Annotated in this window: 15 protein-coding genes; 12 read left to right on the forward strand and 3 right to left on the reverse strand. The window is 69.3% G+C overall.

Annotated elements, in window-relative coordinates:
- Positions 1-231, forward strand: a 231-nt coding sequence (locus tag ABZ796_RS07320) for an HNH endonuclease signature motif containing protein (RefSeq protein ID WP_357335810.1), incomplete at its 5' end; no start/stop codon positions are given.
- A 16-nt stretch (positions 232-247) separates the two neighbouring features.
- On the opposite strand, the gene ABZ796_RS07325 is transcribed toward ABZ796_RS07320, so the two are convergent.
- The 3 genes from ABZ796_RS07325 to ABZ796_RS07335 all read right to left on the reverse strand — a co-directional run bounded on the left by ABZ796_RS07325 (position 248) and on the right by ABZ796_RS07335 (position 4794).
- Positions 248-1291, reverse strand: a complete 1044-nt coding sequence (locus ABZ796_RS07325) for an NAD(P)-dependent alcohol dehydrogenase (protein ID WP_357335812.1) — start codon at positions 1289-1291, stop codon at positions 248-250.
- Positions 1292-1382: 91 nt separating this feature from the next.
- Positions 1383-3728, reverse strand: coding sequence for a M36 family metallopeptidase (locus ABZ796_RS07330; protein ID WP_357335813.1), 2346 nt, complete (start codon positions 3726-3728; stop codon positions 1383-1385).
- Positions 3718-4794 carry a hypothetical protein gene (locus ABZ796_RS07335; protein WP_357335815.1) on the reverse strand — a complete coding sequence of 359 codons (1077 nt, stop codon included), beginning with the start codon at positions 4792-4794 and terminating at the stop codon, positions 3718-3720. Before ABZ796_RS07335 ends, ABZ796_RS07330 begins: the two co-directional genes overlap by 11 nt.
- A gap of 140 nt (positions 4795-4934) precedes the next feature.
- Here ABZ796_RS07335 and ABZ796_RS07340 point away from each other — a divergent pair, with 140 nt between their 5' ends.
- The 11 genes from ABZ796_RS07340 to rsfS all read left to right on the forward strand — a co-directional run bounded on the left by ABZ796_RS07340 (position 4935) and on the right by rsfS (position 13407).
- Entirely contained in the window at positions 4935-5714 is a 780-nt protein-coding gene (locus tag ABZ796_RS07340) for an enoyl-CoA hydratase-related protein (protein WP_357335816.1), read from the forward strand.
- Positions 5715-5719: 5 nt separating this feature from the next.
- Positions 5720-6055, forward strand: coding sequence for a hypothetical protein (locus ABZ796_RS07345; protein ID WP_357335818.1), 336 nt, complete (start codon positions 5720-5722; stop codon positions 6053-6055).
- A 110-nt stretch (positions 6056-6165) separates the two neighbouring features.
- Positions 6166-6966 carry an electron transfer flavoprotein subunit beta/FixA family protein gene (locus tag ABZ796_RS07350; RefSeq protein ID WP_357335820.1) on the forward strand — a complete coding sequence of 267 codons (801 nt, stop codon included), beginning with the start codon at positions 6166-6168 and terminating at the stop codon, positions 6964-6966.
- Between the two features lie 23 nt (positions 6967-6989).
- Positions 6990-7943 (forward strand): electron transfer flavoprotein subunit alpha/FixB family protein, encoded by a 954-nt coding sequence (locus ABZ796_RS07355; protein WP_357335822.1) that lies wholly within the window; start codon positions 6990-6992, stop codon positions 7941-7943.
- Between the two features lie 213 nt (positions 7944-8156).
- Positions 8157-9359 carry a phospholipase D-like domain-containing protein gene (locus tag ABZ796_RS07360; RefSeq protein WP_357335823.1) on the forward strand — a complete coding sequence of 401 codons (1203 nt, stop codon included), beginning with the start codon at positions 8157-8159 and terminating at the stop codon, positions 9357-9359.
- A 106-nt stretch (positions 9360-9465) separates the two neighbouring features.
- Entirely contained in the window at positions 9466-10371 is a 906-nt protein-coding gene (locus ABZ796_RS07365; protein ID WP_357335825.1) for a phosphotransferase, read from the forward strand.
- Between the two features lie 52 nt (positions 10372-10423).
- Positions 10424-10837: a hypothetical protein gene (locus tag ABZ796_RS07370; protein ID WP_357335827.1), complete on the forward strand. Its 414-nt coding sequence runs from the start codon at positions 10424-10426 to the stop codon at positions 10835-10837.
- A gap of 69 nt (positions 10838-10906) precedes the next feature.
- The gene (locus tag ABZ796_RS07375; RefSeq protein WP_357335829.1) at positions 10907-12157 is read left to right on the forward strand and encodes a glutamate-5-semialdehyde dehydrogenase; all 1251 of its coding nucleotides are present in this window, start codon (positions 10907-10909) and stop codon (positions 12155-12157) included.
- A gap of 43 nt (positions 12158-12200) precedes the next feature.
- Positions 12201-12362 carry a hypothetical protein gene (locus ABZ796_RS07380; RefSeq protein ID WP_357335831.1) on the forward strand — a complete coding sequence of 54 codons (162 nt, stop codon included), beginning with the start codon at positions 12201-12203 and terminating at the stop codon, positions 12360-12362.
- A gap of 11 nt (positions 12363-12373) precedes the next feature.
- The gene (nadD, locus tag ABZ796_RS07385) at positions 12374-13036 is read left to right on the forward strand and encodes a nicotinate-nucleotide adenylyltransferase (RefSeq protein WP_357335833.1); all 663 of its coding nucleotides are present in this window, start codon (positions 12374-12376) and stop codon (positions 13034-13036) included.
- Positions 13033-13407: a ribosome silencing factor gene (rsfS, locus tag ABZ796_RS07390; RefSeq protein WP_357335835.1), complete on the forward strand. Its 375-nt coding sequence runs from the start codon at positions 13033-13035 to the stop codon at positions 13405-13407. The genes nadD and rsfS overlap by 4 nt, the downstream gene beginning before the upstream one ends.
- Positions 13408-13422 lie beyond the last annotated feature (15 nt).

The raw sequence follows: 13422 nt of genomic DNA on the forward strand, positions 1-13422 counted from the left end.
GTCCAACACCGAGCCCTGCGACTCCGGGACAAGTGCTGCCAAGCCGAAGACTGCGACGCCCCCGCCGCCTGGACCGAAGCCCACCACCTCAAACCGTGGTCCGAAGGCGGCCGAACCAACCTCGCGGACATGGTCTTGTTGTGTCCGAGCGACCATCGCCGCATCCACGACCCCAACTACACCTATGAGCGACGACCCGACGGACGGATCAGGTTCGCGCGCCGCGCCTAGGGGGTTCGAGAGGGGACTAGGGAACGACGACGGCGCGGCCGCGAAGCGTGCCTTCGTGAAGTCGCCGGTACGCCTCCGGTGCCTCGTCCAGGGAGAACCGCTCCGTCTCCACGTGCACGAGCCCGGCACGGGCCAGGTCGAAGACCTCCATCAGCTCCGAGCGCGAACCCCAGTACGGAGCCCGGATCACCGCGTCGTACGGCTTGGCGAGCGTGCCGACCTGGGCGCTGGCGGTGCCGACGCCGACGATCACCAGGTCGCTCTCCACGCCGATCACGGACGAGGCCAGGTCGACGGTCGGCTGGGCGCCCACGAAGTCGAAGACGGCGGTGACGCCGCGGGCGCCGACGACCTTGCGGATGTTGTCGGCGGCCGTCTTGTCAGACAGGAAGGCGTGGTGGGCGCCGACGTCGGTGGCCAGGGCGAGCTTGTCCTCGCCGAGGTCGAGCGCGATCACAGTGGCGGGGGAGAGGGCCCGCAGCAGCTGGATCGCTACGTGGCCGAGGCCGCCCGCGCCGATCACGACGGCGGTCGAGCCGGCGACCAGCTTCGGTAGCGTGGCCTTGATGGCGTGGTAGGGCGTCAGGCCGGCGTCAGTGAGCGCCACGTTGGCGATCGGGTCGAGGTCGCCGAGCGGCAGCAGGTGTCGGGCGTCGGGGACCAGGACGTACTCGGCCATGGTCCCGTCGGTGCCGAGGCCTGGCGGGCTGATGTGGAGCTCGGCGGCACGCTCGCAGTAGTTCTCCTTGCCCTGCGCGCAGGGGTAGCAGCGGCCGCAGCCCTGCGGCCCGTAGATCGCCACCGGCTCACCGGGCTCGACCCCTTGCACGCCGTCGCCCAGCGCGTCGACGACCCCGACACCCTCGTGTCCGAGCGTCATCGGCAGCGGGTAGCCGAACGTATGCCAGGCCTCCTCCGGCAGACCCATCAGGAAGGAGTCGGAGTGGCAGGCGCCGGCTGCGGTGATCTTCACACGCACCTGGCCCGGTCCCGGCTCCGGCATCGGAACCTCGCTGATCTCCGGTGCCGCGCCGATCGTGACGTACCTCAGAGCCTTCATCGTCGATCTCCAGACCGGCAGGACCCCCGCCCGCCGCTGCGTCCCGTTCTACCCTGGCGTCCGCGACGACGCCAGGGTAGAACCGGTCCGGCTACTGACCGAAGACCTGCAGTTCCGCGGCGTGGACGATGGTGCCGCGGTCGGAGCCGGTCTTGCAGTCGGTCGTGGTGAGCGGGTCGGCGTCCTGCTCACCGGCGTAACCGGCGTAGCCCGTGCACTGGTTCTCCAGCGCCACCAGACGGACCGCCGCGGCGGCCGTGTCGGGGACGTCGAAGGTGCGCAGGTTGAGGTTGGGGGCGACCGGCCTCGGGCGCTTTCCGGGGAAGGCGTCATCGGCCGAGGTGTAGAAGCGCTTCCAGGTCGCCCCGGCCGTGTCGCACGCGGAGACGCATGCCTCCAGTGCGAACTTCCGCAGCGCGGTGAAGCGCGACCCCGAGTCGGCGTCGGTGTCTGTCGCCGGTGACAGGTAGGCGCTGACGTTGACGGTCCTCACCGTTCGCGTACCGCCCGCCAGGTCGACGGCGATCGAGGGCGTGGTGGCATCGACGTTGTCCGCGGTCACCCCACCCCAGTTGGTGCCTTCGGTGCCGTCGATCAGGGCGGCCGGGTTGCGCGAGCCATCCGTCGAGGTGAGCACCTTGGCGCCGTTGGCGGCCGCGGCCAGGTTGGTCGCGGCCGCGAACGAGACGGTCTTGGTGATCTCGGCAGGGGAGACCGTGACCGTCTTGCGCTGGGCGCCCCCGGTGGCGGAGACGTAGAGGAGCTCGTACGTCCCCGGCACGAAGTGAGCCACCGACCCGAGCGGGGTGTCGGGGAGCGTGTCGGCGATGGGGGTCGCCCGTGCCTCGAAACGACCGACGTAGACCTTCCCGGGCGCCGGCGCGCTGAAGGTGACCTTGACGTTGCGCGAGGCCGGCGAGGCGAAGCTCGGGGTCGGCTCGTGGTCGTCGGCGGTCGTGGTGGCGTACTGGCCCATGCCACGCCGGGCGAACGCGTCGGCGATCACCTGGCGGTTGGTGCCGCCGAAGCGCATCTGGTCGGCGGCGAGGAAGGCGTCACGGGCGTCCAGCATCGAGGTCGCGCCCTGCTGGAGCAGGAACGAGTCGAAGACCAGCTGGATCCAGCGGCGGTTGCCGGGGCACTTGTCGGCGGCCAGCGGTGAGGCGGTCGTCGTCCCGACCGAGCAGCGCCGCTGCAGGGCCTTGTCGGTGTAGGGGTAGGTCGCGTCGTACTTGTCGACCAGTGCCTGCCGCACCGACCACATCGTGCCGTTCCAGATCTCACCGTCGGCGTGGACCTCGGGCCCGGTGGTGTCGAAGCCGTAGTCGGAGAAGTTGAGCGGGTTCTTGTCGATGGCGAAGTCGCGGATCGCGGTCTCGGTGTTGCCGGTCGCGTAGGTGCCGACCGCCCACGGCGTGCCGCCGTTGTAGAGGTCGTGGGCGAACATGTGCTCCGCGCCGGCCAGGTCACCCCACGACTCGCCCATCGCGCCACCGTGCTCGGAGGTGATCCCGTCGTCGGGCCCACCGATCATCCGGTTGGAGATGGCGTGGGTGTACTCGTGGCCGACGATCCCGAAGTCCAGCGACCCGTCGGTGCAGGGCGCGTAGAAGGCGCCGGCGGCGGGCTGGAAGAGGTACTGGTTGGTGATGCCCGGGACCCCGTCCATCAGGGTCAGCTGGTTGGCGTTGTTGCGGCCGGTCAGCAGGCCGGTCTGCTCGATGACCTGCGAGTCGAGCGCGGCGGCCTGGGCGTTGCCGACCTCGGCGTCGAGGCCGCGACCGCCACGGCCGAGGTTGTCGGTCTGCAGGTTGTAGTTCTCCTCGGTGAAGCCGAGGAAGTAGGACCAGTCGTGCATCCGGTTGTGGCTCGCGAACAGGTTGCCGACGACATAGTTGACGTCGTTGCCGCCGGGAACCAGGTTGGTCGGTGCGCACCGGGAGTTGTTCCAGGTGTCGGTGAACGTGCCCGTGTAGTCACGCAGCGGCGAGATCGGCGCCTGCTCGAGGCCACCGGCGGCCAGCGGTGAGAGCCAGCCCTCGTGGGTGTTGGCGTTGTTGCCGATGGTCGTCAGCGAAGGCACGCCGACGGTCGTGTTGAGGAGCGTGTCCCACGGGCCGGCGTTGGCCAGGCTCTTCAGCTCCGGTCCGGTGCACTCGGCCACCTTGGTCCAGCACGCGACCACGTCGTTGGTGGGGACCGCGGCGCCGCCGGTCGAGGCGGCGTCGGGAGTGCCGGGAAAGTAGGACCAGCGCGGGTTGCTGCCCGGCAGCTCACCGCTGGCCGCGCCGGCGTCGGAGGACGCCACGGTCACCGTGTAGCTGCCGACGAGGAGCGAGTCGTCGAAGGGACACACCTGGACCGCGTACGTCCCGGGGTCGATCTTCTCGGCGGTGTAGGTCGCGGCCTCGGGGCTGGTGAGCAGGTCACCCTCCACGAGCAGGCGGCCGTCGGGGGGCGAACAGCTTCACGGTGAAGTCGTCGGTCGGCAGCCCCAGCGCGACCGCGGCCAGGGTGCGGGTCTTGTCGTCGGAGATCTCGAAGGTGTGCTTCGGGCCGCAGGCGCCGAGCGCGGTGCCGGTGAACGGTCCCTCGACGTCGTTCTCGTGGTCGACGTTGTCGCGGCGCAGGAGCACCTCGCCGGTGACCGCGTCGACCAGCACCGTCTGCCCCAGCAGGGTCGCCGCGGCGGAGTCGACGACGGTGGCCTGGAAGACGGGACGTACGCCCTCGCCGGGGACGGGGAGGGCCCGCAGCCGCACCAGCTGATCGGTCGCCAGGTCGGGGACCGTCAGCTTCGTCCAGTCGGTCAGCTTCGCGGCGGCGTCGGTGACGATCTCGCCGACCAACGAGTCGGAGATCGGCCGTCCGGCCGAGGCGGCGGCCTTCAACCATGCCTCGGTCGGGCTCAGCCTCGCCTCGGCGACATCGCCGGTCACCTTGGACAGCGAGGAGGAGACGTAGGTTATGTCGCCGTCGGCCACACACACGGTGACCAGCCCCTCGGTGGCGGCGGACAGACCGTCGTAGGTCTGCCGGAAGAGCACCGCATGACCCCCGCCACCGGCCAGCTTCTGGTCGCTGACGAGCTCGAGGTCGTCCAGCTGGGCCGCGGTGAGCCCGAAGACCGCCGCGTTGTCGTCGAGGAAGTCCCGGGCGGCGGCGACCGGGTCCGAGGAGCCGGCCGTGGCCAGCACGCCGTCTGAGGCGATCAGCGAGGTCGGAGTGCCGTGGGCGTTCCAGCGGATGTCGACGGCGTCCAGGGCATCGGCCGCGGACCTCTGGGTCGAAGTGGGCAGCACCCGGTCGCGTACGTCCAGGCCGGCATCGGCCTCGTGACCGAGCAGCCCGCCGGAGCGGGCCTCCTCGGCCTTGGTGGCAGTGTCATCAGTGGTGGAGAGCGCGGCACCCGAGACCGGCGTCGCCAGTACGAAGGCGCCGAGAGCGATGCTCAGCGCGGCACCGAGGCTCACCCCGGCGCGACTGGAACGAATATCGGTCATGTTATTGAAACGCCCCTTTACCGGCTGGGGTTACGTGATACCCGCAACGCCTGTACCGCGAACCGGCACACGAGAGGTGGAAGGCACCCGATAGTGTTCCGAACACATGTAACCGCCTTCACAGACAGGGGAGCGCCACGATGGGTGACTTCGTCAACCTCACCGTCGAGGACGGCATCGGCACGATCCGGCTCGACCGCCCGAAGATGAACGCGATCAGCTTCCAGGTGCAGGCCGAGCTGCTCGAGGTCGCGACCCAGGCGGCAGCCGACGATGACGTACGCGCGGTCGTCGTCTACGGCGGCGAGAGACTGTTCGCCGCCGGGAACGACGTCAAGGAGATGGCCGGCCTCTCCTACTCCGAGATGGCCAAGCGGGTCGCCGGAGTGCAGGCCGCGGTGACCGCCGTCGCGGAGATCCCCAAGCCGGTGGTGGCCGCGGTGACCGGCTACGCCCTGGGCGGTGGCTGCGAGCTGGCGCTCGCGGCCGACTTCCGGATCGTCGCGGAGGACGCGACCTTCGGCCAGCCCGAGGTCCTGCTCGGCATCATCCCGGGTGCCGGCGGCACCCAGCGGCTGGCGCGGCTGGTCGGGCCGTCCAAAGCCAAGGATCTGATCTTCTCGGGCCGCTTCGTCAAGGCAGACGAGGCGCTTGCAATCGGCTTGGCCGACCGGCTCGTACCGGCGGCCTCGGTCTATGAGGAGGCGCTCGCGTGGGCGAGCCAGTTCAAGAAGGCGGCACCGTACGCCCTGGCGGCAGCGAAGACGGCGATCGACAAGGGGCTCGGGGTGGACCTCGCCACCGGGCTGGCCATCGAACAGCAGCAGTTCGCCGGCGTGTTCGCGACGCAGGACTCCCAGACCGGGATGGGATCCTTCCTGGAGAACGGCCCCGGCAAAGCCAACTTCGAAGGGAAGTGAATCCTGTGTCCGACACCAAGACGTCGACCGGCCCGGGCGTGGTCCACACCATCCGGTCCTACGCCTCGAGGGTGGTCTGGGTGATCGCGCTGCTCGCCGCGCTGGCGCTGGCGATCGGAGCGCTGCTGATCGCGCTCAACGCGAACCAGGACAACCCCCTCGTGGAGTTCGTCCTCAACCTCGCCGACACCGCCGATCTGGGCCTGTTCTCGCGGGAGAACGGCATCAAGCAGTTCAGCGGTGAGGACGCCGAGATCAAGAACGCGCTCTTCAACTGGGGCATCGGGGCGCTGGCGTGGCTGATCGTAGGCCGCATCGTGGCCGGTGTGATCCGACCCTGATCCATGTGACATTCTCAACGCGTAGGCACCTGTCATCCGTATGTGACTGACGGGTAACATCGCTGGCGAACTACGACCATTCCAGGAGGGGCCGGCAAGGCCGCACCATCATGAACATTGTTGTGCTTGTGAAGTACGTGCCGGACGCGACCGCGGACCGGCAGTTCGAGGACGACTTCACCGTCGACCGCGTGAACGTCGACGGTCTGCTCTCCGAGCTCGATGAGTACGCGGTTGAGCAGTCGTTGCAGATCAAGGAGAAGCGTGAGGGTGAGGAGATCACCGTCACCGCGCTGACCGTTGGTCCGGAGGCCGCCGAGGCCGCTGTGCGCAAGGCGCTGCAGATGGGTGCCGACAAGGGCGTCCACGTCGTCGACGACGCCATCGCGGGCTCGGACGCCATCGCCACCTCGCTGGTGCTGGCCAAGGCGATCGAGAAGATCGGTGCCGAGACCAAGGTCGACCTCGTGGTCGGCGGTCTGGCCTCGACCGACGCCGGCATGAGCGTCGTCCCGGCGATGCTGGCTGAGCGCCTCGGCCTGCCGCAGGTCACCCTGGCCTCGGTCGTCGAGACCCAGGGCGACCAGATCCGCATCAAGCGGGACGGCGACGTGGCCACCGAGGTCATCGGCGGCACGCTGCCGCTGGTCCTCTCGGTCACCGACCAGTCCGGCGAGGCCCGCTACCCGTCCTTCAAGGGCATCATGGCGGCCAAGAAGAAGCCCCTCGACGCGTGGTCGCTGGCCGACCTCGGTGTCGACGCCGGCCAGGTCGGCCTGGGCGCTGCGTACACCGCGGTCGAGGAGACCGCGGCCCGCCCGCCGCGTACTGCCGGTGAGATCGTCACCGACGAGGACGGCTCGGGCGCCAAGGCGCTGGCCGAGTTCCTCGCGTCCAAGAAGTTCATCTGAGGCCGAGAAAGGATCTTTGAATCATGGCTGAAGTTCTCGTTCTCATCGACCACGTCGCTGGTCAGGTCAAGAAGCCGACCTACGAGCTGCTCACCCTGGCCGCCAAGCTCGGCGAGCCGTCCGCGGTCTACATCGGTGGCGCCGACGGCGCCGCGGGTGCCGCGGAGGCCGTGAAGGGCTACGGCGCCGAGAAGGTCTACGTCATCGACGATGCCCAGATCAAGGGCTACCTGGTCGCTCCGAAGGCCGAGGCGCTCGCGCAGCTGGCTGCCTCCGCCTCGCCGGCCGCGATCCTGCTGCCGTCCTCCGCGGAGAACAAGGAGGTCGCGGCCCGGCTGGCGATCAAGCTCGACTCCGGTCTGATCACCGACGCCGTCGACCTCGACGAGTCCGGTGTGGCGACCCAGTCCGTCTTCGCGGGCAACTTCACGGTCAAGGGCAAGGTCACCAAGGGCACCCCGATCATCACGGTCAAGCCCAACTCGGCCGCTCCGGTCGAGAAGGCCGGCGCCGCCGCGGTCACCCCGTTCGAGGTGACCATCTCCGATGCCGCCAAGACCGCCCAGATCGTGGCCTCCCAGCCGCGTAAGGCCTCCGGTCGCCCCGAGCTCACCGAGGCCGCGATCGTGGTCTCCGGTGGTCGTGGCACCGGCGGCGACTTCTCCGCCGTCGAGGGTCTCGCCGACGCGCTCGGTGCCGCTGTCGGCGCCTCGCGCGCCGCGGTCGACTCCGGCTGGATGCCGCACACCTTCCAGGTCGGCCAGACCGGTAAGACCGTCTCCCCGCAGCTCTACGTGGCCAACGGGATCTCCGGTGCGATCCAGCACCGTGCCGGTATGCAGACCTCGAAGACCATCGTCGCGGTCAACAAGGACGAGGAGGCACCGATCTTCGAGCTCGTCGACTTCGGTGTGGTGGGCGACCTGCACACCGTCCTCCCGGCGGTCACCGAGGCTGTGAAGGCCGCCAAGGGCTGATCACGTGTGGGACGTACGTCCCGAAAACCCGCCTCCGAGCACTGCTCGGAGGCGGGTTTCTTTCTGTTTGGCATCGTGTTCTGGGAATTGTCGTTGCACGGCATACGTCGCTGGGTATAGTCCGGCCGCATGTGGGGGAATGTGCTCAGGTCGAGGAAGACCCGGAAGATCTCGATTGCTTCGGCTGTGGCCGGCTGCGTGGCGGCTCTGATCATGGCGACGATGTCCGTGGTCTCGGCGCCGGCGACGGCGGCGACCTGGTCGCCGCCGGCGGGCCCGTTCTTCAACAACCCGACCGGTGCCGCGTCGCAGCGCAACTACATCGTCCACCGGATCAACAACAGCGTCCGCTACGCGCGGGCGGGTTCCTACATCCGATTCGTCACCTACAACCTCGACCGCGCCGACACCGTCGATCAGCTCATCGCCGCACACAAGCGTGGTGTCCACGTGCAGATCCTGGTCAACCGGAAGATGTGGAGCAGCGGTGAGCGGAAGCTGGCCAACCGTCTCGGCACCAAGCGCTCCCGTCCGAGCTTCATCTACGGCTGTGCCGGTGCCTGTCGTGGGTACGACAAGGGCAACCTGCACATCAAGATCCACTCCTTCACCCAGGTCGGCACCAAGCGCAACATCCTGATCAACAGCTCCGGCAACCTCGGTGGCGGAGCGGCCGGTTCGCAGTGGAACGACGCCCAGACGATCTACGCCAACGACAGCCTGTGGAAGACCTGGTTGCGGATGTTCAACGAGCTCAAGGCCGACCGGAAGGCCTCCCCGCGCTACGTGTCCTGGTCCGGTGGCGGCACCTCCGTCGGCTTCCAGCGTCAGCGGCCGGGCACGACCAGCGACGAGATCTACGCCCGCGGCAGCGGCGACCGGGTGATCGACCGGCTCCGCCTGATCGGCTGCCGTGCGCCGAGCGGCTACGGCACCAAGGGCAAGACGCTCCTGCGGATCCACATGTACGCCTGGTACGGCCAGCGTGGTGAGCGTATCGCCGACGAGGTGGTGCGGCTGAAGAAGCGCGGCTGCGTGGTGCGGGTGATCGGCTCGGTCACCAACAACGCGGTCTACCGCAAGCTGAGGGCGGTCGGCATCCCCGCGCGCGACGCCGCCTGGGACTGGGGTCAGAAGAAGTCGACCAGCGGTGACAACATCGTCTACGGCTCGCGCTGCTACTCCCACTACAAGTGGATGAGTGTCAACGGCCGCTACGCGGACAAGGGCACCTTCAGCGTCTGGACCGGCTCGGAGAACTGGTCGCCGCCGTCGTTCAGCAACGACGAGGTCACCTTCCGGTTCACCTCGAAGAGCTACTACCAGGCCTACACCTCCCGGTTCAACAAGATGTGGGACAGCCCGCGAGCGACCCACCGGATCTACACGCAGCCGAAGTCCCGGCCCTGCGCCTGAGCACGGGGCGCTAACCTCGCCCGGTGAGCGAGCGTCAGCGAGTGAACTATCCAAACGGCACGCGACCACGTCCGTACCCTGGCGCTTGCGCTACGGACGTGGTCGCGTGAGCTTCGGTGAACTCGGGGGCGGCCTCCAGCCGCTCGATGGTGGCTGGTCGGGCGAGACGTTCCTGGCGGAAGCCGGCGGGGAGAGGTCGGTCGTGCGGGTCTTCGCCGATCCGCGCCACCATCCGCAGGCCGCCGAGATCCAGGAGGCCCTGCACCGTCTGGTGCGCGGCCTCGTCCCGGTCCCCGACGTCCTGGAGCTCCGCCGCGACGACCCGGCCACGGGCATGCCCGCGCTGCTGGTGACCGAGTTCGTCGAGGGCGTACGCGGGGACCTGCTGCTCCGCGACCTGGACGAGACGCACCAGGGCAGGCTCGGCAGAAACCTCGGGGAGATCGCAGGCACCCTGGCCGGGATGCCGTGCTTGAGCGCCGGTACCTTCGCCGACAAGGACCTGCGGATCGAGGCGTTCGCGCTGGACCTGACCGAGTGGGTCGAGTCGTACGCCGAGCGCCTCGACTGGTCGCCGGCCGACCTGAAGGGCCTGCGCGACGTGGCCGCCGACGCCCAGGACCTGCTCGACACGGTCGCCCGGGTGAGCCTGGTGCACAGCGACCTCAACCCCAAGAACCTCATCGTGGACCCGGACACACTGCGAGTACGCGCGGTGCTGGACTGGGAGTTCGCCCATGCCGGCTCGCCGTTCGCCGACCTCGGCAACCTGCTGAGGTTCGACCGGGACGCGGCGTACGTCGCGGGGGTGCTGGAGGGCTATGTCGCGGTGCGGGGCGGCAGCGCCGCGGATGCTCTCGACCTGGCCCGTGCCGCGGATCTGGTCGCACTGGTCGAGCTGAGCGCGCGACGTACCGCCAATCCGGTGGCAGCCCGGGCGCACGATCTTCTCCTCGCGATCGCGCGATCCGGGGATGTCCACACCGCCCCGGAAGGCTCCGTTCACGGCTAGGATTCGGAGTGCGTCGGACGGTGCCGGCGCAACCTGGGGGATGGTTGTGGGAGTGAGTGGATTCGACGGGGCTCAGGGCCCCGCCGGAGGCTGGTGGCGTGGTTGGACGCCCTGGATCTCGGCGCTCGTGCTGTCGGCGCTGTTCGCAGGCGCGACATCGGGGATCGCGTTCGTGCGCAAGTCCTATCAGCCGCCGGTGGACTATCCGGCGATGACCGAGTCCGAGCCGGCGGCGAGCACGGCGGGCTCCGCGTCCGCGTCGCCGGAGCGGGACCGGAACGAGTCGCCGTCGACGCGACCGACGGGCACACCCGCCGAGCCGAGGCCGGTGAAGGCGCCGCGCAGCCGGCCCTCGCCCTCCGGGTCGGGGAGCGGCGAGCCGATGGCGACGACGGATCCCTCCGAGAGCCCCTTCCACCCGCTCGGGGGTCTCGGCGTGCTGTTGGGACTGGGCGAGGAGGACTGAACCCGGCCGTGCGGTCCGCACGGCGAAAGGGGTGGTGGCTGCGCACGCGCGACGGCATAGGCTTCTCGTATGAGTGCAGAGGCAGTGATCCGTGAGGTGGCGGCGAAGGCGCGAGAGGCGAGCTACGAGCTCGCGGTCGCGCCGCGCAGCGTGAAGGACGCGGCGCTGCACGCGATGGCCGACGCGCTCCTGGAGCGGTCCGGCGAGGTGCTGGAGGCCAACGCGGCCGACGTCGCCCGCGCCGAGGGCTCGGGCAGCCCGGCCAACATCATCGACCGCCTCACCCTGACCCCGGAGCGTCTCGACGGCATCGCCGCCGCCCTCCGCGAGCTCGCCGCCCTTCCGGACCCGGTAGGAGACGTCGTACGCGGCAGCACCCTCGCCAACGGCCTCGAGCTGCGCCAGGTGCGGGTGCCCTTTGGTGTCGTCGGGATGATCTACGAGGCCCGCCCCAACGTGACCGTGGACGCGGCCGGGATCTGCCTGAAGTCCGGCAACGCGGCACTCCTGCGCGGCTCCTCCAACATCGCCTCCAGCAACGCGGCGATCGGCGAGGTGCTCCGCGATGCCGTCGTCTCCGCCGGCCTGCCGGCCGACGTGATCCAGATCGTCCCGGGGGAGGGCCACGACTCGGTCAAGGCGCTGATGCGGGCCCGCGGCCTGGTCGACGTGCTGATCCCGCGCGGTGGCGCCGGGCTGATCCGCAGCGTCGTCGAGGAGTCGACGGTGCCGGTCATCGAGACGGGCGTGGGCAACGTACACGTCTATGTCGACAAGGGTGCCGACCTCGAGAAGGCGGTCGCGATCGTGGTCAACTCCAAGACCCAGCGCACCAGCGTGTGCAACTCCGCCGAGTCGCTGCTCGTGCACGCTGACATCGCCAAGGAGTTCCTGCCCATGGTGGTCCCCGCGCTGCAGGAGCGCGGGGTGCAGATCCACGGCGACGAGGCCTTCTGTGCCTACGACCTCGTCGAGCCGGCCACCGACGAGGACTACGCGGCCGAGTTCCTGGCGCTGAAGATCAGCGCCGCGGTCGTACCCGATCTCGACGCCGCCATCGCCCACATCCGGCGCTGGTCGAGCGGTCACACCGAGGCGATCCTGACCGAGGACCTGGGTGCGGCCCGCCGGTTCACCGCCGCCGTCGACTCCGCGGCGGTCATGGTCAACGCCTCGACGCGGTTCACCGACGGTGGCGAGTTCGGCTTCGGCGCGGAGATCGGGATCTCGACCCAGAAGCTGCACGCCCGCGGTCCGATGGGTCTCCCCGAGATGACCTCGACGAAGTACGTCGTCACCGGGGACGGGCACGTGCGCTGACCTGAAGCGGCCGCACGGGCGGGAGCAAGGTAATCTGTGCGCCATGTCGAACTCTGTTGTGTCGAGCATCATCACCTCCGCTGAGCACGGGGCCGAGCACGGCACCTCTGGCATCGAGTGGGTCATCGGCGGCGGCGTCCTGGCGCTCCTCGTCTTCGCTCTCCTGGTCCTGGTCTGGTTCGCCGGTGGCCGTGAGCACTCCTGAGCGCTGATCAGATGGGCATTGGGGGAGCGCCCGACCCAGGCCTGGAGGGCCTGACCGGCAAGCGTCGTGTCGGAGTGATGGGTGGCACCTTCGATCCCATCCACCACGGCCACCTGGTGGCGGCCTCCGAGGTGCAGTCGTTCTTCGACCTCGACGAGGTCGTCTTCGTGCCCACCGGCGACCCGTGGCAGAAGGCCGACCGCGATGTTTCGCCCGCCGAGCACCGCTACCTGATGACGGTCATCGCGACCGCCGCCAACCCGCGCTTCACCGTGAGCAGGGTCGACATCGACCGCGCCGGCCGCACCTATACGCGTGACACGCTGCGTGACCTCGCCAAGGCGCTGCCCGACGCAGAGCTCTACTTCATCACCGGTGCCGACGCGCTCGCCGAGATCTTCACCTGGCGCGACACCGACGAGCTCTTCGAGCTCGCCCAGTTCGTGGGGTGCACGCGTCCGGGATACTCCATGGATCCCGAGGTCATCGCGAAGATCCCGTCCGACCGCATCACCATGCTCGAGATCCCGGCCCTGGCGATCTCCTCCTCCGACTGCCGTGAGCGGCGTCAGCGGGGCGAGCCGGTCTGGTATCTCGTCCCCGACGGCGTGGTGCAGTACATCGGCAAGCACGACCTCTACCGCAAGAACCCCTCAGACAAGGACCGCGTATGACCGCGACCGAGCACGCCATCGAGCTCACCATCACTGCCGCCCGGGCGGCCTCGGACAAGAAGGCCGGCCACATCATCGCCTTCGACGTCAGCGACCAGCTCGCCATCACCGACGCCTTCGTGCTGGCCTCCGCCCCCAACGAGCGGCAGGTGCAGTCGATCGTCGACGAGGTCGAGCTGAAGCTGCGCGATCTCGGCTCCAAGCCGCTGCGCCGCGAGGGGCACAAGGAGGGGCGCTGGGTGCTGCTCGACTACGGCGAGATCGTCGTGCACGTCCAGCACGAGGAGGAGCGCCAGTTCTACGCCCTCGAGCGGCTCTGGCGTGACTGCCCGTCGATCTCGCTGCCCGCCGACATCGTCTCCGAGAGCTGAGGTCCGGTGGTCGAA

This window comes from Nocardioides sp. NPDC047086, assembly GCF_040643685.1.
Classification (GTDB): Bacteria; Actinomycetota; Actinomycetes; order Propionibacteriales; family Nocardioidaceae; genus Nocardioides.